This window comes from Pararhizobium mangrovi (assembly GCF_006516965.1).
Taxonomy (GTDB): domain Bacteria; phylum Pseudomonadota; class Alphaproteobacteria; order Rhizobiales; family Rhizobiaceae; genus Pararhizobium_B; species Pararhizobium_B mangrovi.
Window position 1 is genome coordinate 37,504 of record NZ_VHLH01000016.1, and the last position, 18,680, is coordinate 56,183.

Consider the following 18,680-nt stretch of genomic DNA (forward strand, 5'->3'; position numbering starts at 1 on the left):
GAACGCCTCTCTTCCGGTATGCAGGCTGCCGCTGTTGACATGCGCGATCGAACCGCCGCCCGCGCCGACCGTATGGATGTCGAGCATCGGCGTCTTGATCGGGTGGCCGTGCGCTTCCGCCTCGCCGGTCGGCGAGCATACGCCGTTCTTAAGCGGCGCCACATCGGTAAACGTGCCGCCGCTGTCCACACCGATACGCCAGCTATATCAGTCTGCTTCGTTGTCCTGTCGGGCGCGCTTTGCGCCGGTTGCGCTCGCCCGGATGAACCGGGATGGAGAGAAAGGCGCGGGGTCGACGCATGGCGTGCCGCCCGTCACGAGATCGGCGGCGAGACGGCCGGCGCCCGGTCCGATGCCGAAGCCGTGCCCGGAAAATCCGCTCGCGACGAAGAGGCCCTCGCGTCCGGGAACGGGGCCGATCGCCGGAACGGCGTCCGGCGAAGCGTCGATGACGCCTGCCCAGGCGTGCGTCAGCCGCACCATGCCCGCGCCGGGGAACGCGCGTTCCACTCTCTTGCGCGCTTCCTCCACGCAGGAAAGATCCGGATCGGGATCGAGCACGCGGCATGCTTCGAAGGGCGAAGGCTCGTCGGCGTGCCATCGGCGCCGCCCGCGCAGCTCGTCCAGCGAATGCCGGTTGACGCGGACCGAAAGCTCGCGCCACGTCTTGAGGTAGGTCGGCAGGAAATCGGCCAGGAAGGCGAAGCTGTCCGGGGTGATCGGCGCGATGTTGGCGTTCCGCCGGGCGATCGTGTAGCCGCCGTCCAGCCGTTGGCGCACGGCGAAATCGCCTCCGCCCACCGGCATTTCGGGAAGGGCGTGCTCGGTCTCGATGCGCGCCACCGACCCGATGACGCGAAGCTGGGGAAAGCGCACGCCGAGATTGCCGAGGAACCGGCGCGTCCATGCGCCGCCGGCGACGAGCACTTGCGCGCATGCGACGCGCCCGTGTTCCGTGACGACGCCGCTGACCCTGCCACCGCTCGTCTCAACATCGCGCACGGCGCAGTCCGTCATGATCCGGGCACCGTGCCCACGGGCTGCCTCGGCAAGGGCCGGAACCGCCATCGCCGGTTCGGCGCGTCCGTCGTTGCCGGTATGCAGTGCGGTGCGGAAGGTGTCCGTGATCTGCGGCAGATGCCGGCGGACCTCGCGCGCCGAAAGCAGCCGGATCGGCACGCCGTGCGCCGTGCCATCGCGCTTCCACCCCTCGAAATCGGCGCTTTCGCGTGCGGTACGGGCGACGTAGGTGATGCCGGTTTCGCGGAATCCGGTCTCGACTCCCATCTCGTGCAGGCCACGCCAGATCCTCAGGCTTTCGATGGTCAGCGGCAGTTCCGCCGCGTCGCGCCCCATCTGGCGCACCCAGCCCCAGTTGCGGCTGGACTGTTCGCCGGCAATGCGCCCCTTCTCGCAAACGAGGACGGAAACGCCCGCGCGGGCGAGGAAGAACGCGGTCGCCACGCCGGCGATACCGCCGCCGATGACGACGACGTCGACCTTTTCGGGAAGCGCCGCGTCGGAAGAGACCGACACGAGTGCCGGCACGCCGCGGGCGATCGGTTGCGCACCCTTTTCCCTCAAAGCGTGTCCTCGAGCCGGCAGTTGACGAGGAGCCCGGCAACGGCGGCGGTGTTCGGAAGTTCGACGGTGTTGCGGATCATCGTTACGAGCGTTTCCGGCCGGACCATCTTGGCCGGCGTCACCTTGTCGGTATAGCTCAACATCTCCGTACGGCCAAAACCTGGGCAGACGACCGTGCAGCGAACGTCCATGTCCCGGGTTTCATGCCCGGCAGTGCGCGTCAGGCGCAGCGTCGCCTTCACGTTAATCGCCCAGAGCCGGTCGAGTGATTCGTCGTCCATCGGGCGAACCCCTCGCCGGAGCCGGCATCGTTGATCAATGCGTCGATCCGGGCCCATGCGAGCGACGGTTTGCGCTACCCGGGCACCTGCCTGCTTGCCGACAGCAGCCGCTTCGGCGCGCGCGCTATCTACCGGATCGGGGCGCTGGAGCGTGTCCGCCAGATCATCACCGACGAGGGCCTGCCGGCGGACGAATGCGAACGGATCCGCGCCATGGGCATCGCGCTGACGCCTGCCCGAACGGACCTTTCGAAGCGGCCCGCCCTGTCCGAGCGCTGAACGGTCTCGCCATGGACGATCCGGTGCCCGACCGATACGTTCGCCGAACACATCGGTGGCAAGGGTATCGAACGTGACGAACGACGCGCCGCAAGACGGCATCTGCCTCGTCGGCAACGCACCGACGACGGGCAACGAGGCCGCGAGGATCGATGCGATGAAACGTGTCGTCCGGTTCAACAACGCCCATGGCTTCGGCGACGTCAACGGCAGCCGCGTGACCGATCTCTTCCTCGTCAACTGCGGCGGCCAGATGCGCGAATGGCTGGATGATCCCGCGTTCGCCACACGTAAGCCCATGCGCGAGACCCGACGCATCCTCCTGCCGATCCATCCGGACAAGGACGAGCGCATCGCACCACCGCTTTCGGCAGCCGAACGCGCTGACCCGGACGGGGCGAACCATGCGGACGAGGCACGGATGCGCTTTTCGGCGGCCGGCAAGGAGGTGATCGTCGTCGACGAAGCCGTCTTCCTCGCCGCCTGCGCGGTGATCGGTCATCCGCGGATCGAACGTGCCATGCCCGCGCCCTCCACCGGCCTGATCGCACTGATCTGGGCGCTTTCGACCTTCGACGAGCCGATCGACGTCTTCGGTTTCGGCTTCGATGGCTGGCAGGGGCATCGATGGGCGATGGAACGCGCCTTCTTCCACGCGAAGGAGAACGAAGGCCGCGTTCGCATCCATCCGCCGGTTTCGCCCGTTTGATCGTCGACGCGTCGCTGTGGAAGCCTAGATAACGAACGCACCCGCAAAATATTTACCGCTTTCCCATAAGCAAATGTAAATGATCGGGCGTGGCGTTCGGCGTCTATCGGCTTTCCGACCAACGGCGTTTCTTCGATAATGCTCAAACCGATCACGTTTTTCGTTCACCACCAGGGCCGCGGCCACGCCAACCGGACGATGGCGCTCGTCGAAGCCTTTTCGCGCGAACGACCGGTATCGGTGCTGACGGCCGGTCCGCATCTCTTCGACGGCTTCGAACGCGACATCGAACTGGTGGCGCTGCCGAACATGATCGGCGCGGCCGTCCCGACCGCACGGCTCTATGCCGAGCCGACGCCTTCGGTGCTGCACTGCGTGCCGCTCGGCCTTAAGGAGATGCGGGCGACCATGCGCACGATCCTCGACCATCTGGACGCGCGCGACGTCGGGCTCTTCGTCGTCGACGTCTCCTCGGAGATCGCGCTCCTTTCGCGCATCGCCTCCGTGCCGGCGGTGCAGATCCGCATGCATGGCGACCGTTCCGACGTCGGCCATATCGGCAGCTACGAGGCGAGCGTCGGCATGCTCGCGCCCTTCGACGAACGGCTGGAACAGGCGGACTATCCGGATCATCTGAAGGCGAAGACGTTTTATTCCGGGGGCCTGTGCACCACGCGCGATCCCGTGCCGGAAAAGGCGGCCGCCCGCCGGAAGCTCGGCCTCGACCCCGAACGCGAGACGATCGTCGTGCTGACCGGCGGCGGCGGGGCCGGAACGCCCTACGCGCCGCTCACCGTCGCCGCGCGCGCCCTGCCGGATGCCGACTGGCTCGTCCTCGGCCCGACGCTGAAGGAGGGCCACGAGACGAACTTCTCCAACCTTTACGAACTCGGTTGGGTGAAGAACGTCACGGATTATCTGGCGGCCTGCGACATGGTCGTCGCGTCGGCCGGCGACAACACGATCACGGAGATCGCCCGCGTCGGCCGGCCGCTGGTCGTCATGCCGGAATGGCGCTATTTCGCCGAGCAGGCCCGCAAGGCAGAGGCGCTCGCCACCCTCGGCGCGGCCGTCCACGCACCACGCTGGCCGGGCGATCTCGCCAAATGGCGCGAGCTGATGAACGAGGCTCGCCGCCTTGACCCCGCCATCCTCGCCGATCTCTACGAACCGGAAGCGGCACCACGCGCGGCGAACTGGCTCGAGACGACGACGGACACGCTGTGGGCCTGAAAACCGCCAGATGATTTCCGTCCCGGCGGGCGTGTCAGCTGAAGCGCACGTCGTCCGGTTGGCGCGCGGCTTCGATCTCCTCGCGCGTCGGGCGGCGGAGAACTTCGACATCCTCACAGGACCGATCCCACGCGATCCATCCGCCTTCGGCGAACTGGCCGAGCCAGTAGTCCATGCACCAGCGCCCGTGACGGTGCTTGAACCGACGCGCATTCGTGAGGATGGCGTCGAAATGGTGAAGCGGCGGACTGTAGACGGTGTGGTGCTGATGGTAGGCGCGCGCGCCGGCGACCCACCATAGGGGCACGCCCTTTTCGTCGAGCCGGGCGGCGAGTTCGGTCTCCTCGCCGCCATAACCGGTGAACGCCTCGTCCATACCGCCGAGCGCCGTCCATGTCGCTTTCGCCAGCGCGAAGGAAAGGCCCCAGAACTCGCCGGTTTCCGGTTCCGGGCGCATGCCTTCGGCAGGTATTGCCGGCTTGGAAGGGTGGGGCACGCCGAGCGCGTCGAGCTTTGCGGTGTCGAGCGGTCTCGTCACGGCACCGGCCGGCAGATAGAGGACTTCGCCGAGGAAGAGGCCGCGTTCCGTCTCGCAGGCCTCTTCGAACCTTTCGACGAGCGTCGGCGACGCGATGCAGTCGACATCCAGGAAGACGAGCGTGTCGCCGCTCGCGGTTCCGGCGGCGCGATTGCGGGCGCGGGCGAGCGGCAGGGCATCGCCGCCGACGGTGAACTGGCGGACGGAAAAGGGTAGCTCCGGCAGGTCGGGTTCGACGGCATCCTGCATGCAGGCAATGACGAGTTCGTCGGGAAGCCGCGTCTGTGCGCGCAGGCTTTCCATCAGGTTTTCCAGATGCGCGCGGCGGTTTCGCACGAGCGTCAGGACGCTGAGGCTCACCGGGCGCGCTCGCGGAAGTGGCGTACCCCCTCGATGATGCCGAGCGCATGGCTCTTGCGGGCGATGTAGGAATGGGCCAGCGTCCGGTTGCTGGCAAGACTGTCGGAATAGTTCGCGACGATGATCGCCTGGGGTACGGATTGCAGCATCTCGATGTCGTTGCCGCTGTCGCCGGCGACGAAGACCGCGTTTTCGGCGAGATCGAATTGTTTGCGCAGATAGGCGATCGCCGCACCCTTGGAGGCGCGCACCGGCAGGATGTCGAGATAGCGCGCATGGCTGTAGATGACCGAGGCCGCCAGCCCCGCCTCGCCAAGCCGGCCACGGATGCGCTCGACGATCCCCGGATCGTCCTCGGCGAGATAGCTGAGCTTGAAGCGCCGCTGTTCGAGCGGCCCCTGCGGCGCGAGGTTGGCGACGCACGCAAGCCTTTCGGCGATGTCGCGCGGATGCCAGTCCCTGTCGATATGGCGCTCCCACGCGCGGTCGGCGTGATAGGTGACGCCGTTTTCGTCGAGCAGGTGGATTTCCGAGCCGACCGAAGAGATGACGATTTCCGGCGTCGGCGCCTCGTGCTGTTCGAGGATGGCGAGCGCGCTGTGGAAGGAACGGCCCGTCGCGACGGCGAAGGTCAGGCCGGTTTCGCCGGCGTACCACTTCACGAAGGCCGCCATGTAGGGATCGGAGCCGGTCAGCGTGTTGTCAATGTCGCTGACGAGGAGCTGCTTGATCCTGCCCGTTCGCCGACCGTCACCCTTCGCAAGAAGGCGGCGCATCGCGGCGAGGCAGCGTTCGGTATGGCGGTCCCAGTCATACGCGGCGACCGCCTTCGCACCGTTCGCCGAATAATGCCGCCATGCTTCATGGTCGGCGAGGATCGTCCGGCAGGCCGTGGCGATCGCGTCCTTGCGCTGCGGGCTGACGAGCAGGCCGTTTCGGCAACGCTCGACGATGTCGTTCGGCCCGCCGCTGTCGGTCGCGACCACGGGCAGGCCGCTTGCGGCGGCTTCGAGCAGCGTCAGGCCGAAGGGCTCGTTCAGCGCCGGATTGACGAACACCCCGCCGGTCTCGTGTGCCAGCGCGTAAAGCGCGGGAATATCCGCGGCGCCATGGTGCTTCGGAAGCGCGACGCGCCCGTAGAGATCGTGCCGATCGATCGCCTCGAGGATCGCACGCATCTCCTCGCGGCATTCCGGCTCGAGATCGGCGATGTCGTCGCGCACGCCGGCGACGAGGACGAGGTTGGCGTTTTCGTAAAGCCACGGGTCGCTGCCGAAGGCCTCGACGAGGGCCGGCAGGTTCTTCTTCGCCATCGGCCGCGCGATCGCAAGCACCATCGGCCGGTCGGGCTCACGCAGGAAGGGGGCGAGCATGGCGCGCACGGCCGGCGTCGGACGGGCCGCGCGATAGGCTTCGAGGTTGCTGCCCGGCTCGATGATGCGGATGCGGCCGGCCTCGTAGCGATCGTAGGTCGCGTATTGCACCTCGGCCTCGTCGCGCGAGGAGGCGACGACGAGGTCGGCGGCCGAAATCGCGTTCTCCTCGGTGACGACGCGGCGTTCGAGGCCGGCCTTCGCCTGAAGCGGTGCGTTCGCCGTATCGAACGCAGCGAGCTTCACGCGGCCGAGCGAGTGGGCGGTGAAGACGAAGGGCATCGCGAAGCGTTCGCGCATTCTCGCCGCGACCGTCGCCGCATCGGCGTAATGGGCGTGCAGATAGTCCGGACGTTTCGGCTCGGCTTCGAGCCACGCGGCAAGCGCTTCGCTGAACGCGTCCGTCTCGCGCCAGAGATCTTCCTTCGACAGATAGCCCGAATGGCTCGTCGGCAAACGCAGGATCTCGAAGCCGGCTTCCGTCCGCTCGTGACCGGCGTGGTAGTCGGCCCCGTAGCGGCTTTCGAAGGCGCGCGTGACGATGACGACCCGGTCGATCGCCGGATGCCGGATCTGCGCGGTTGCCAGTTCCAGAAGGTAGCGTATGTGTCCACCGGTATCCGGCGTCAGCCCGTAGGCGACGTCTTCGGCGCGCAGGCAACCCTGAAGGGCAAGGTGAACGATGAACATGTCTCTCCCTCGGGCGAGTAGCGCCTACGTGCAATCGGCTACGGGGCTATATGTTCCGCAATGAAGCCGCTGCAAGTTGCCCAGATCGCTCCGAACATCGCACCCACACCTCCGGAACACGCCGGCGGGACCGAGCGCGTGGTGCACGACCTTAGCATCGAACTCGAAGCGCTCGGTCATGCCGTCACGCTTTTCGCGCCGAACGACAGCACGAGCGAGGTGCCGCGAATCGGCGATCTGCCGAGCCTGAAGGCGCTCGAAACGCGTCACGGTACGGTGCCGCCTTCCATCCCGCAGGTGCTCGAGGCCGTACAGATGGAGGCGCTCCGCCAGCGGCTTTCCGATTTCGACATCGTTCACTGCCACGGCGAATTTTTTCACGCCGCGTTGCTCGGCGAACGGCGCGGGCGCTCGTTGACGACGATCCACTGGCGGGTCGACGAACTGGACCGGCAGCTCTTCTTCGCGGCCTTTCCCGACCTGCCGGTCGCCGGTATCTCGCAGAGCCAGCTCGACGGTATCCCGCATCAAAACCGCGCCGGTGTCGTCCATCACGGCATTGCGGTAGATCGCTATTCGCTCGGCGATGGTGGTGGTTACGCGGCCTTCATCGGGCGCATGACGGACCAGAAGCGCCCGGATGCGGCGATCCGCATCGCGCGCGCGGCCGGCATGCCGATCCGGCTCGCCGGCGCCATCGACAACGGCAATCCGACCTATTTCGACGAATGCGTCCGGCCGCTTCTCGGCGACGACGCGGTTTTCGTGGGCGCGCTCGACGATCGCGGCAAGCAGGACCTCCTCGGCAACGCGGCGGCGCTCGTCTTTCCGATCGACTGGCCGGAGCCCTTTGGCCTCGTCATGATCGAGGCGATGGCCTGCGGCACGCCGGTCGTCGCCTTCGATCGCGGTGCGGTCGGGGAGGTCGTCGAAGACGGCGTGACGGGCTACGTCGTCGAGAACGAGACGGAAGCGGCCGAAGCGCTCGCCCGCGCTGCCACGCTCGATCGCAGACGGGTACGCGAGCGCTTCGAGGCGCGCTTCACGGCACGGAGGATGGCCGAGGACTACGTTGCCATCTATCGCCGGCTTCTCGATGGGGCGCGCGCATGAGCGGGCTTTCGACGGCGCTCATCGCATGGGACTACCCGCCGAGCCCGAGCGGGCTTTCGGTCGCCGCGCGCGAGATCGCCGAAAGTCTCGTCGGCGCCGGCACGGACGTCACCGTCTATACGCTCGACCGTGCCCGCAGCGAACGCGTCAACGGTGTGCATGTCGTCGGCTGCCTGCCGGAACGGTCCGGCGTCGACGGCTGGCTGCGCAAGCGCATGGCGCTCGGTCACCTGATCGGGCCGCGATGGTTCGCTCGCCGCATCGCAGCCGACCATCGCAAGCGGCCCTACGCGTGCCTCGAGGCGACGAACTGGTACGCGCCGGCGGCCCTTGCCAGCCGGATCGACGGCCTGCCCTTCGTCACGCGCCATTCGACGCCGGGTGCCTTTACCGGCGCGGTCGGAGCGACCTTGCGCGACGCGCTCGACGGGCGCTTCGCCTGCCGCATCGAGGCGGCCACGGCGCGGCGATCGAACGGGCACATCTTCAATACGGAAAGCCACGGCGAGAAGGTGAGCCGGCTCTACCATCTCGATCCGACAACGCCGTCGGCCGTCGTCGGCCTCTCGCTGCCGCCGGAGCGGCTTTCGCTTGCCGAAGACGCGCCCTATCCGCCGCCGGGCGACACGGTGACGATGCTCTTCGTCGGCCGGGCGGAACGGCGCAAGGGCTTCGACTGCCTGATGGAGGCGATGCGCATCCTCGCTCCTGAGGCGGAGAACGGTACGCTCCCCGCCTTCAAGCTGAAGCTCGTCGGCGTCGAGACTGGCGAATTGCCTGCGCTTCCAGAAAATGCCGCGCAACGGATCGAGGCGATCGGCCGGGTCGGCGAGGCGGCGCTCTGCAAACTCTACCGCTCCGCGCATCTGGTCGTCGCGCCGTCGCGCTACGAATCCTTCGGCCTCGTCTACCAGGAAGCGCTCGCCTTCGGCCGGCCGCTCGTCGCCTGCGCGAGCGATGCGAGTGCGCGCACCGTCGTCGGCGACGACGAGGCCGGACGCCTTGCCGCGAACGACACGGGCGAAGCGCTGGCCGACGCCCTTCGGCCCGTGCTGAAGGATGCGGGCCTGCGCGAGACGATGCACGCCCAGGCGCTCGCTGCCGCCGGACGCTTCGGCCGGGCGGGGCTGGCACGCGAGACACTGGCGCTCTACGCCGCGGCCCGCGCGAATTTCGATCAGGGCCGGAAAGGGCGGAGCAGCGCCTCGGCTTCGAAAAGCCGGCCTTCACCGGGCGAGAGTGCCTCGTAACGCGTGGAACGAGACCGGACGCGCTCCGCGCTCAGGCTGTGATGAAGCACGAGGTTCGGCGCGATGAAGCCGTCGCGCCATCCGCGCGGCAAGGCCGGACGCTCGTGGACCCGGCCGACGTAGCGCACTTGCCTGCGGTTCAAGCGGTACTGCACGTCCGGGAAAAGGTCGGAAAGAACGCCGTCGACGACGTTCCGTCTGGGGAGGCCGACAGAAATGCTTCCCGAACGCTCCGCGACTGCCGCGACACGCGCAAGGTCGCCGAGCGCGGTGGGGTCAAGGGTCTCGTCGCTGTCGAGCTGGAGCACCCATGCATGACGGGCGGCCTTCTGCGCATGGTTGCGCTGCGCGGCGAAATCGCCGTCGAGGGATCGTTCGACGACACGCACGCCCGGCACGGCGATGCGTTCTGGCTTCGGGCCGGAATCATCGACGAGGAGAAGGATGTCGTCGAACGCCTCGGCGAGTTCCGCAAGGGTTTCCCGCAGCGCCTTGATCTCATCGTTCCGGCAGAGGATGGTAAGAGACACAGGGACGGGCTGGATCGACGCGAGATCGTGGAGCGCGGCCGCGGCGCCGACCGGCGCATAGGGTTCGTGCAACGCAGCTCGCTGCCGGTTATCCGTCGGAACGGCGACCTTGCGATGGCGAAGGGCGACCGTGCGCAGCGCATAAGCTTCGACGAAGAGCGGATCGTCGTCTGCAAGCTGGAAGACGGCAGCACGCATGCGTTCCGCGAGATGCTTCTCGAGCGTGTCGGCTTCGATCGCCGTTTCGCAGGCGACGAGGCCGCAGTGGCCGCATTCCCACCAGTTTCCGCCCCGTGAGCGCGAAAGTGCGTCCGCGCGCGGCGAACGCAGCCAGTTTCGCGCCATGCAACTCGGACATCGGGTCATCCCGCCTTGTCCGGAAGAGGCGGGAGCTTCGAAAAGAGATACATCGGCTGCCGCCCGAAAAGACGATTTTTGTTGTCGGCTGAACCGAACGGGCGTGCCATCCGTTCCATCTCCAGCGCTTGGTCCCCTTCTCGCAAAGCGCATTCCCTTCATGGAGCGAACGCGCATGCCCCTTACCGCGGCGACAGGGAATCGCTTTGCCTACATGCCGTTCGATACCGCCTTCGACGCGGCGCATCGAGACGGGCTCTTTCGCGAGGTCGGACGGCTCTACCGGGAAGACGGCCGGCTCGGCGAAGACTGGCGGACGATGCTCGAACGCCTGCGGTCCGCGGGTGCGGCGAACCTCAATCTCGGCCGGCTTCTCGAAGGGCACGCCAACGCCGTGCAGCTTCTCAGGCTCTACGGTTCGCGACGGCAGCACGCACGGCTCGAAGCGATGCTGGAGAAGGATGCGATCCTCGGCGTGTGGGGCGCGGACGCCGACCCGCCGTTGACGGTGGCAGCGGACGGGCGAGGCATCGTCCTGCACGGCGGCAAGCGCTACGCCTCGGGGCTCGGCATCGTCTCCCACGCCATCGTGCCGATCAAGCGCGAGGACGGCAGCCAGCAGCTTTACTGCGTGCCGGCCGACGATCCGGCCCGGCAGAACGGCGAAGGCTGGCGCATGAGCGGCATGCAGGCTTCGGCGTCCGGCACCTACGATTTCGAAGGCCTGCGGCTCGATGCCGACGCCATGCTCGGCGAACCCGGCGACTATGCGATCGAGCCGTTCCTGCAGGGCGGGATCTGGCGTTGCGCCGCCGTCCATCTCGGCGGCATCGAGGCGATCATGATGCTGATGGCACGCCATCTCGAAGCGACCGGGCGGATCGAGCATCCGTTGCAGACCGAGCGTCTGGGACAGGCGATCCTGCATGCGCGCACGGCAGCGCTTTGGGTCGAGGATGCGGCTCGGACCGTCGAGACGGTGGATTCAGACGATCATGCGGCCATCGCGCTCGCCGTCGCCGGTGCGTCCTATACGCGTCTGCAGGTGGAGGCGGACGGGCTCGCCGTCAGCGAGATCGCGCGGCGTGCTGTCGGGCTTTCCTCCTTCGAAGCCGGCAACCCGCTCGACAGCGCAGTGCGCGACCTTGCAGTCTACATGCGCCAGGCGAACCCGGATGCGCTTCTGCTGCACAAATGCCGCGTGCTCGCCGAGACCTATCTGAAATGACGACGATTTGGGGCCCATGGCGCGAACGCATGGCCGACGCGCCGGTCACGGAAGCGGGCCGCCTCGTCGGCGACGGCGCGCTCGTGGTTCTTTCGCCGCATCCCGACGACGAGACGTTCGGGACGTCCGCGCTGATTTCGGGTTCCGCGCGTGCTGGAAGAACGATGGGCATCGTCGCCGTGACCGATGGGGAAGCGTCGCACCGTTCACCTTCGATCCCACGGGAGCGCCTTGCCGAAATCCGCACGGCCGAGCAGCAGGCGGCCGTCGAAAGCCTCGGTGTTGCCGATGCGCGATGGCTCCGGCTGCATCTCGCCGACAGCGGCGCGGGCCGCGATCCGCGCATGGCCGAAGCGGCCGGCCGAGTCGCGACCTTTCTCGACGAGATCGGGGCTACTGCGCTTTGCGCTCCGCATCCGGACGATCCGCACCCGGATCACCACGCGACGGCCGCACTTGCCGAGGCGGTTCGCGCCCTTCGCCCCCGTATCCGGCTCCTCCATTACTATGTCTGGTCGATGCGGCTAGGCGACGACGAGCCGTGCCGTACGGAAGGCCTGACGCCGTTCAGGCTGGCGACGGACATCGAAGCCAAGGGCCGCGCCATCGCCTGCCACCGTTCGCAGCTCGGCGCGCTCGTGACCGACGATCCGGAGGGTTTCGTGCTGCCGGAGTGGTTTCTCGAAGCGCAGCGCGCGCCGTTCGAGCGCTACGCCTGGGCGGCGATGCCGGGCGCACTGCCGGGTGCCGACCATTTCGCCGATCTCTACGCCAACGATGGCGACCCGTGGCACGTGCGGTCCTCGCGATACGAAGCGGACAAGCGCGCCGACAACATCGACCAGCTTTCCGGCACGCACCATACGCGCGGGCTCGACGTCGCCTGCGGGGAAGGTCATCTCGCTGCCGCCCTTGTCGAGGCCGGCGTCGTCCCGGCACTCACGGGTATCGACCGCGATCCCGGTATTGTAGCCCGTGCCCGCACGGTTCATGCCGGAATCTCCGGTCTCGATTTTGTCGAGGGCGCGCTGCCGGAAGGCCTGCCGGACGGGCCTTTCGATCTCGCGATCGTGTCGGAGATCCTCTATTTCCTCGACGAGGAAGGCTCGCGCATTCTTGCCGAAGGCCTGATCGAACGGCTCCAGCCGGGCGGCGACATTCTCGTGGTCGACTATCTTGGCGATACCGGCACGCCGCTTTCCGGCCGCGACGCCCACGATTTCTTCCTCGCCGTGCTCGGCAATCGCTTCGTCACGGTCAGCGAGCGCGGGCGGGAGGCCTATCGCGCGACGCTTCTTCGATACGCCGGTGAAGGCGTTCCAGACCTGGCAGGTAGCGCTTCATCGCGCTGAAGCGAAGCCGCTCGCGACGAAGGCAGGCAAGTTCGTTCTCGACGCGCAACCAGGCGAGCGTCCGCGGTTCGAGATCGGCGAGCCGGGCCGCGTGCTCGGGCGTCATGCCACGTGCGGCGAGGCACTTTGCGACCCGTTGCCGATCGTTCTCGTGTTCCATGAGATATCGCAGGCGCAGGCGTCGCAGCAGCTCCGAGGGCCGCTCCAGCATCTCGTCGACTTCCGGGTCGGCCTCGTGGCGGTTGCGCGTCAGTTCCGCGGATAGGCCGCCTTGCGTGAAGCCGTCGAGCCGGCAGGAGGTCTCGACGCGAAGCGCGTTGCTGTAGGTGATGCGCATGCCGTGCGCCTCGCAATGGCGCCGCAATAGCCGATCCTCGCCGGAAGCGACGACGGGCAGCGGTGCGATGCGCCGATAGGCATCTGCCGTAATAGCGAAGTTCGCCCCGCCGATATTGCCGTGATGCGGCCAGGGATTGTCCGGATCCGGAAAGAGAAGTGCTGCGATGTGGCGCGTGGTCTCGCGATAGGCGCGGATCGCCGCATCCCGCGCCGGATCGACGGCTTCGAGAAGGGCGGCCTCTTCGGCGATGAAGCCGATCCGGCCGCAGACGAGATCGAAGCCTTCGGCGAAATGCCCGTCGAGCACCGTCATCGTGTCCGGCGCGACCAGCGTGTCGGCATCCGTCGAATAGAGGATCGCGCCCGGCGCGAGGCGGTGCGCGATCGCCATCGCGAGAAGGCGTGCACGGCCCGCCGAACCGCAGCCGTTTCGCCACCCGACATCGACGACGGTGATCCCGCAGGCAAGCCTCGACGAAGCCGCTTCGATCGCCGCCTGCGTTCCGTCGTCGGTATCGTTGACGAGGAGAAGGACGTGCGCTTCGGCCCCGAAGGCTTCGCTAAGGCTTTTGAGGCATCGCCCGACCCGGTCCGCCTCGTTTCGAACCGGCACGCAGACGATGATGCGGGCGCTGCCGGGGCTTTTGCCAGGCGTCGGCGCCAGAAGGTGCCCGCCATACGCCGCCACGCATTCTCGTATCGACACCGTCTCTCGTCTCCTTCACCTGCGGAGGGCGAAAGATCGCGGCCGCGAGAGCGTTCCCCAAGCCGCACCGAAATTCGCTCGCCGTGCTCCGGCTGCCGCAGTCGATCGACGCGGCGAACGATTTCAGCGCGAACGGAAGCGGCGAACGAGCATTGGAATCAGAGCCACCACGGCGAGCGCGACGAAGGCAATGGTGATCTCGGGCGTGACGATGTCGGAAAGCGTCACGCTGCGCCCGGCCTTCGCGGCGGAAACGAGGACGCTGTCCAGACCTTCGCCGAGATAGGCGTAGGCGAAGGTTCCGGGCAGGATGCCGAGATAGGTCGCCACGACGTAGTCGAAAAGACTGACGCGAAAGAATGCCGGGGCGACATTGATGACGAAGAAGGGGAAGATCGGCGCCAGCCGCAGAGCCAGCAGATAGGAAAACGCATCGCGCTCGAAGCCGCCGGCAAGGCGATGGATGGCGCCGCCGGCGCGCCGGCGCAGTACGCTCGAAAATGCGGTTCGGGCGGCGAGGAAGATGATCGTCGCTCCGATCGTCGCCGAAACGCTGGTGACCAGCCCACCGCCGAGCCAGCCGAAGAGGAAGCCGCCGGTGATCGTGAACAGCGAAGCGGCCGGAAACGACGCCGCGACGGCCAGAACGTAGATTCCGGCGAAGATCGCCCCGGAAAGCAGCGTATGCGCCGCGACATAGGCCTGAAGGCCGGCACGGCGATCGGCGAGCGCATCGAGCGAGACATAGCGTTGCAGACCGGCCGCATAGCCCGCGGCAAGCAGCGCCAGCAGGACGGCGAGCGGTAGGAAGCGCGTCCATCGGTTCCGGCTCCCGGCGGAGGGTCCGGTCGTCTCTTCGCCCGGCGCGGTGTCGGTCCGTCCCTCGCCTTCCCGCATTCTCGCCCGCCCCTGTCGCGATAGTTCGGAAGAGCGCCCTTCGCCCGTCCCGTCGAACGCTCTAAGCCATCGCCGCCGAGGCCTCAACTAACGCCTGTTCGCATTCGTTGAAGCCTTCGTGAAGGCGGGGCCGGCCCGAACGGCCATCGTGCGACGACCTCGAAGCGGCACGCGACGGCCGCGCGCGGATTGACTTTTCGTCACTTGCGTGCCTATACGTCGCCCGTTCGTCTTTGCGCCTGCCCTGCGGGCGCGTCTGTGCGAGCGCAATCCACGCATCGAAACACGCCATTCCAAGAAGGGCCGCACACCGCGGTATTCAAATAATGTCGAAGCGTACCTTTCAGCCTTCCAAGCTCGTGCGCAAGCGCCGCCACGGCTTCCGCGCACGCCTTGCGACCAAGGGCGGACGCAAGGTTCTTTCCGCCCGCCGCGCCCGCGGGCGCAAGCGTCTGTCGGCGTAAAGCCGGCTCACGCGGCGCGTTCGCGCCATGGACGCGGCTCTTCCCGTCGGCGATGCCGCGCGGCATCCCGGCCGGCTCAAGAAGCGCTCGTCGTTCCTTGCGGTCCGCGAGGGCGAACGCCGTCGCGGACCGTTCTTCGTGCTCGAGGTGCGCGATCGCGGCGATGGCGAAGCCCCACGCATCGGCTTCACCGTCACCAAGCGCCAGGGCAATGCCTGCGAGCGCAATCGCATCCGTCGCCGGCTCAAGGAAGCGGTGCGTCTGGAAGGCCGGTTCGCCATGGCCGAAGGGCACGATTACGTGCTCGTCGGGCGGCGCGAGGTGCTTCATGCGTCGTTTTCACGCTTGACCTCGGCGCTCAAAGACCGCATCGAGGGCCGGCGCGAGCGGGCCGCCCGGCGTGGCGATGGCGCTCGCACCGTGAAACGCTAGAGATTTCAGGCGCCGCGCCCCGCCGTGGCGGACATGCCGGAAATCAGGTCCGCAATGCGGACGTCGTCGAGCACCTTCGACCAGCAGAAACTGGGGCCATCAAGGATCTGGGATGGACAACAACCGCAATTACATCGTCGCGATTGCGCTTTCGGTGCTCGTACTCATCGGCTGGCAATATTTCTACGTGAGCCCGCGCATGGACAGCCAGCGCACCGCTCAAAACACGGCCGGCGAAGGAAAGCAGGCCGCGACGACGCAGGCGCCCGCATCGCAGCCATCCGGCTCGAACGCCGGCACGGCACCGGCGAACGGAAGCACCGACGACGGGGCGCCTCCGCCGAACGAGGCCAGCGGCACCCTTCCCGCCGGCAACGGCGATACCGGCAAGCAGACCACGACCGCCCGCAGCGTGCTCATCGGCGAGACGCCGCGCATCGCGATCGAGACGCCCGCCGTCATCGGCTCGCTCAACCTCAAGGGCGCGCGCCTCGACGACCTGAAGCTCAAGAACTACCATGAGACCGTCGACGAGAGCAGCCCGCTCATCACGCTCCTGAGCCCGGCCCAGTCGCAGAACGGCTATTTCGCCGAGCTCGGCTATATCGGCAACGACGCGGTCGGCAAGGTGCCCGGCCCCGACACGGTCTGGAAGGAGAGCGAGGGCGGCAAGCTGACGCCTTCGAACCCCGTTACGCTGACCTGGACGAACGACAAGGGCGTCACCTTCAACCGGCACATCGCCGTCGACGACCAGTACATGTTCACGATCAAGGACACGATCGCCAACAAAACCGGCGCGGCGATCTCGCTGACGCCCTACGGTCGCGTCACGCGCTTCAACCGTCCGCACGACCGCTCCTCCTACGTGCTTCAGGAAGGTCCGATCGGCGTCTTCGGCAATGCCGGCCTCGAAGAGACGAGCTATTCCTCGATCAAGGACGACGGCATCGTCGACCAGCCGAGCGCCAAGAACGGCTGGCTCGGCCTGACCGACAAGTACTGGGCGACGACGCTCATTCCGCGCAGCGGCTCCTTCGACGGGCGGTACGCCTATTTCAAGGACGGAAGGCCGCACTGGCAGACGGACTTCAAGTCGACCCCGGTGCGCGTCGCTGCGGGTCAATCCGCCTCAATCGAGAACCTCGTCTTCGCCGGCGCCAAGCGCGTGCCCCTCGTCAACGCCTATCGCGACAACCTGAACATCAAGCAGTTCGACCTGCTCATCGACTGGGGATGGTTCTACTTCATCACCAAGCCGATGTTCCACCTGATGGACTTCTTCTACAACCTCGTCGGCAATTTCGGCGTAGCGATCATCCTGACGGTGATCATCATCAAGCTCATCTTCTTCCCGCTTGCCAACAAGTCCTACTCCTCCATGGCCAAGATGAAGGCCATTCAGCCCAAGATGCAGGAGCTGAAGGAGAAATACGGCGACGACCGTATGGGCATGCAGCAGGAAATGATGAAGATGTACAAGGAGGAGAAGATCAACCCGATCGCGGGTTGCTGGCCGATGCTCCTCCAGATTCCCGTCTTCTTCGCGCTCTACAAGGTGCTCTACACGACGATCGAGATGCGGCATGCGCCGTTCTTCGGCTGGATCCAGGACCTTTCGGCACCCGATCCGACCTCGATCTTCAACCTGTTCGGCCTGTTGCCTTTCACGCCGCCGGACGCCTTCATGATCGGCATCTGGCCGCTGATCATGGGCTTCACGATGTTCATGCAGATGCGCATGAACCCGACGCCGCCCGACAAGACCCAGGCGATGGTCTTCACCTGGATGCCGGTGGTGTTCACCTTCATGCTGGCGCACTTCCCGGCCGGTCTCGTGATCTACTACTCGGTCAACAACTCGCTCTCGGTGCTTCAGCAGAGCATCATCATGAAGCGCCAGGGCGTGAAGAACGAGCTGTGGAACAACCTCTCCGGCCTGTTCCGACGCAAGCCGAAACCGGCGGAATGACGGCGTTCGGCAAACTGGTTCCGGTTAATGCCACAATACGTCATCTCGGTACGGGAACGACCCGCCGACGGGTGATCGGCGGGCCGTGACAAGGTCAGCGGGAGTGGTTGCCGTTCATGTTGCCGTTGCCGAAGCCCGAGTTGTGGTTGCCGTTCATGTTGCCGTTGTAGCTGCCGTAGTTGCCGTTGCCGTTCTGGTTGCCGTTGGCACGGCCGCCGTTGTAATTGCCGTTGTAGTTGCCGTTCTGCAAACCTGAGTTGTGATTGCCGTTCATGTTGCCGTTGCTGCGGCCGGAGTTTCCGTTGCCGTTGTAGTTGCCGCTGCTGAAGCCCCAGTTGCCGTTGCCGTTCACGCTGCCGTTTCCGGTACCGTAGTTTCCGTTACCGTTGTAGTTGCCGTTGTTGATGCCGTTGTTATGGTTGCCGTTGTCGTTGCCGTTGAAATCGCCCGTATTGTGATTGCCGTTATTGTTGCCGTTGAGGGCACCGGTGTTGCCATTGCCGTTACCGTTGCCGCTTCCATAAGAGAACGCCTGAGCACCGGCAATCATCGAGATCGAGAACAGGGCTGCGCCAGCCGCCAGAAGAATCCGCGATTTCATGCTATCCACTCCCTAGTGAGGGGCGCCTCGATAACGGGGAGGGCCTCGCGTCCCTGCCCTTGGTGATCCCGGCTTGCTGCTGCCCGTTCCGACACGATACCGGGACGTTGCCCTTACCGTTTCGCCTTTCACAGTCGGCTTTGAGGATTACCCCCGCAGAGCCGTATCGGTCTTTGGAGGTACGCCGTGCGGAGCCGGAGGATGGCGCCGCGACGTCGAACCGTCCCACGGCGGGGCGGGATCAAGGAAAGGCGAGGATCGGTTGAAGGCTTCGTGCGGCGCATCGGCCCCCGGGGCCGGCGGTCCGGCACCGAACCCGACCGGTGCCTGTTGACATCGCTCCTGCCGGCTGGCCGTCCGAACGAGAGTTGCGGGAACGCACATTCGCGGCA

General features: G+C 66.5%; 18 protein-coding genes and 1 pseudogene. 10 read left to right on the forward strand and 9 right to left on the reverse strand.

Annotated elements, in window-relative coordinates:
* Positions 1-15: 15 nt before the first annotated feature.
* From FJU11_RS18745 to FJU11_RS09895, 3 genes and pseudogenes are all read right to left on the reverse strand, one after another.
* Positions 16-189: pseudogene (locus tag FJU11_RS18745) on the reverse strand (hydantoinase/oxoprolinase family protein); the annotation flags it as partial.
* A gap of 18 nt (positions 190-207) precedes the next feature.
* Complete coding sequence (locus FJU11_RS09890) at positions 208-1,584, reverse strand: NAD(P)/FAD-dependent oxidoreductase (RefSeq protein ID WP_235890973.1); 1,377 nt, start codon at positions 1,582-1,584, stop codon at positions 208-210.
* Positions 1,581-1,865, reverse strand: a complete 285-nt coding sequence (locus tag FJU11_RS09895) for a Rossmann-fold NAD(P)-binding domain-containing protein (RefSeq protein WP_141166888.1) — start codon at positions 1,863-1,865, stop codon at positions 1,581-1,583. The genes FJU11_RS09890 and FJU11_RS09895 overlap by 4 nt, the downstream gene beginning before the upstream one ends.
* A 30-nt stretch (positions 1,866-1,895) precedes the next feature.
* Here FJU11_RS09895 and FJU11_RS09900 point away from each other — a divergent pair, with 30 nt between their 5' ends.
* The 3 genes from FJU11_RS09900 (at position 1,896) to FJU11_RS09910 (ending at position 4,086) form a co-directional block, all read left to right on the forward strand.
* On the forward strand, positions 1,896-2,144 hold the full coding sequence (locus tag FJU11_RS09900) for a DeoR/GlpR family DNA-binding transcription regulator (RefSeq protein WP_141166889.1): 249 nt from the start codon (positions 1,896-1,898) through the stop codon (positions 2,142-2,144).
* 55 nt (positions 2,145-2,199) lie between these two features.
* The gene (locus tag FJU11_RS09905; RefSeq protein WP_141166890.1) at positions 2,200-2,853 is read left to right on the forward strand and encodes a glycosyltransferase family 29 protein; all 654 of its coding nucleotides are present in this window, start codon (positions 2,200-2,202) and stop codon (positions 2,851-2,853) included.
* 138 nt (positions 2,854-2,991) lie between these two features.
* On the forward strand, positions 2,992-4,086 hold the full coding sequence (locus FJU11_RS09910) for a glycosyltransferase (protein WP_141166891.1): 1,095 nt from the start codon (positions 2,992-2,994) through the stop codon (positions 4,084-4,086).
* Between the two features lie 34 nt (positions 4,087-4,120).
* Here FJU11_RS09910 and FJU11_RS09915 read toward each other — a convergent pair whose 3' ends face one another.
* A complete protein-coding gene (locus FJU11_RS09915) occupies positions 4,121-4,984 on the reverse strand; it encodes a glycosyltransferase family 2 protein (protein WP_235890974.1) in 864 nt (287 codons plus the stop codon).
* A complete protein-coding gene (locus FJU11_RS09920; RefSeq protein ID WP_141166892.1) occupies positions 4,981-7,047 on the reverse strand; it encodes an HAD-IIB family hydrolase in 2,067 nt (688 codons plus the stop codon). Before FJU11_RS09920 ends, FJU11_RS09915 begins: the two co-directional genes overlap by 4 nt.
* Before the next feature lie 60 nt (positions 7,048-7,107).
* Between FJU11_RS09920 and FJU11_RS09925 the strand changes: the two genes are divergently transcribed.
* Both FJU11_RS09925 and FJU11_RS09930 read left to right on the forward strand, forming a co-directional pair.
* A complete protein-coding gene (locus FJU11_RS09925; RefSeq protein ID WP_141166893.1) occupies positions 7,108-8,160 on the forward strand; it encodes a glycosyltransferase family 4 protein in 1,053 nt (350 codons plus the stop codon).
* Positions 8,157-9,410 (forward strand): glycosyltransferase family 4 protein, encoded by a 1,254-nt coding sequence (locus FJU11_RS09930; RefSeq protein ID WP_141166894.1) that lies wholly within the window; start codon positions 8,157-8,159, stop codon positions 9,408-9,410. Before FJU11_RS09925 ends, FJU11_RS09930 begins: the two co-directional genes overlap by 4 nt.
* Here FJU11_RS09930 and FJU11_RS09935 read toward each other — a convergent pair.
* Positions 9,338-10,285: a glycosyltransferase gene (locus tag FJU11_RS09935; protein WP_141166895.1), complete on the reverse strand. Its 948-nt coding sequence runs from the start codon at positions 10,283-10,285 to the stop codon at positions 9,338-9,340. The genes FJU11_RS09930 and FJU11_RS09935 overlap by 73 nt on opposite strands.
* A 187-nt stretch (positions 10,286-10,472) precedes the next feature.
* On the opposite strand from FJU11_RS09935, the gene FJU11_RS09940 reads away from it, so the two are divergent.
* Positions 10,473-11,525: an acyl-CoA dehydrogenase family protein gene (locus FJU11_RS09940; RefSeq protein ID WP_141166896.1), complete on the forward strand. Its 1,053-nt coding sequence runs from the start codon at positions 10,473-10,475 to the stop codon at positions 11,523-11,525.
* On the forward strand, positions 11,522-12,877 hold the full coding sequence (locus FJU11_RS09945; protein ID WP_181408126.1) for a PIG-L family deacetylase: 1,356 nt from the start codon (positions 11,522-11,524) through the stop codon (positions 12,875-12,877). Before FJU11_RS09940 ends, FJU11_RS09945 begins: the two co-directional genes overlap by 4 nt.
* Here FJU11_RS09945 and FJU11_RS09950 read toward each other — a convergent pair.
* Both FJU11_RS09950 and FJU11_RS09955 read right to left on the reverse strand, forming a co-directional pair.
* Entirely contained in the window at positions 12,783-13,922 is a 1,140-nt protein-coding gene (locus FJU11_RS09950) for a glycosyltransferase (protein ID WP_141166898.1), read from the reverse strand. The genes FJU11_RS09945 and FJU11_RS09950 overlap by 95 nt on opposite strands.
* A 123-nt stretch (positions 13,923-14,045) precedes the next feature.
* Positions 14,046-14,819, reverse strand: a complete 774-nt coding sequence (locus tag FJU11_RS09955) for a TVP38/TMEM64 family protein (protein WP_141166899.1) — start codon at positions 14,817-14,819, stop codon at positions 14,046-14,048.
* A 326-nt stretch (positions 14,820-15,145) separates the two neighbouring features.
* Here FJU11_RS09955 and rpmH point away from each other — a divergent pair, with 326 nt between their 5' ends.
* From rpmH to yidC, 3 genes are all read left to right on the forward strand, one after another.
* Positions 15,146-15,283, forward strand: a complete 138-nt coding sequence (gene rpmH / locus FJU11_RS09960; protein ID WP_141166900.1) for a 50S ribosomal protein L34 — start codon at positions 15,146-15,148, stop codon at positions 15,281-15,283.
* A 27-nt stretch (positions 15,284-15,310) separates the two neighbouring features.
* The gene (gene rnpA, locus FJU11_RS09965; RefSeq protein ID WP_141166901.1) at positions 15,311-15,715 is read left to right on the forward strand and encodes a ribonuclease P protein component; all 405 of its coding nucleotides are present in this window, start codon (positions 15,311-15,313) and stop codon (positions 15,713-15,715) included.
* 112 nt (positions 15,716-15,827) lie between these two features.
* Positions 15,828-17,687, forward strand: coding sequence for a membrane protein insertase YidC (gene yidC / locus FJU11_RS09970; RefSeq protein ID WP_141166902.1), 1,860 nt, complete (start codon positions 15,828-15,830; stop codon positions 17,685-17,687).
* Between the two features lie 94 nt (positions 17,688-17,781).
* On the opposite strand, the gene FJU11_RS18285 is transcribed toward yidC, so the two are convergent.
* Positions 17,782-18,288: a hypothetical protein gene (locus tag FJU11_RS18285; RefSeq protein WP_181408127.1), complete on the reverse strand. Its 507-nt coding sequence runs from the start codon at positions 18,286-18,288 to the stop codon at positions 17,782-17,784.
* Positions 18,289-18,680: the final 392 nt, after the last annotated feature.

Bases quoted from the DNA above. Each gene is read 5' to 3' on its own strand.
- FJU11_RS09895 (WP_141166888.1), bottom strand. From the start codon at position 1,865: ATGGACGACGAATCACTCGACCGGCTCTGGGCGATTAACGTGAAGGCG.
- FJU11_RS09910 (WP_141166891.1), top strand. From the start codon at position 2,992: ATGCTCAAACCGATCACGTTTTTCGTTCACCACCAGGGCCGCGGCCAC.
- FJU11_RS09920 (WP_141166892.1), bottom strand. From the start codon at position 7,047: ATGTTCATCGTTCACCTTGCCCTTCAGGGTTGCCTGCGCGCCGAAGAC.
- FJU11_RS09925 (WP_141166893.1), top strand. From the start codon at position 7,108: ATGAAGCCGCTGCAAGTTGCCCAGATCGCTCCGAACATCGCACCCACA.
- FJU11_RS09930 (WP_141166894.1), top strand. From the start codon at position 8,157: ATGAGCGGGCTTTCGACGGCGCTCATCGCATGGGACTACCCGCCGAGC.
- FJU11_RS09935 (WP_141166895.1), bottom strand. From the start codon at position 10,285: ATGGCGCGAAACTGGCTGCGTTCGCCGCGCGCGGACGCACTTTCGCGC.
- FJU11_RS09940 (WP_141166896.1), top strand. From the start codon at position 10,473: ATGCCCCTTACCGCGGCGACAGGGAATCGCTTTGCCTACATGCCGTTC.
- FJU11_RS09945 (WP_181408126.1), top strand. From the start codon at position 11,522: ATGACGACGATTTGGGGCCCATGGCGCGAACGCATGGCCGACGCGCCG.
- FJU11_RS09955 (WP_141166899.1), bottom strand. From the start codon at position 14,819: ATGCGGGAAGGCGAGGGACGGACCGACACCGCGCCGGGCGAAGAGACG.
- rpmH (WP_141166900.1), top strand. From the start codon at position 15,146: ATGTCGAAGCGTACCTTTCAGCCTTCCAAGCTCGTGCGCAAGCGCCGC.
- rnpA (WP_141166901.1), top strand. From the start codon at position 15,311: ATGGACGCGGCTCTTCCCGTCGGCGATGCCGCGCGGCATCCCGGCCGG.
- yidC (WP_141166902.1), top strand. From the start codon at position 15,828: ATGGACAACAACCGCAATTACATCGTCGCGATTGCGCTTTCGGTGCTC.
- FJU11_RS18285 (WP_181408127.1), bottom strand. From the start codon at position 18,288: ATGAAATCGCGGATTCTTCTGGCGGCTGGCGCAGCCCTGTTCTCGATC.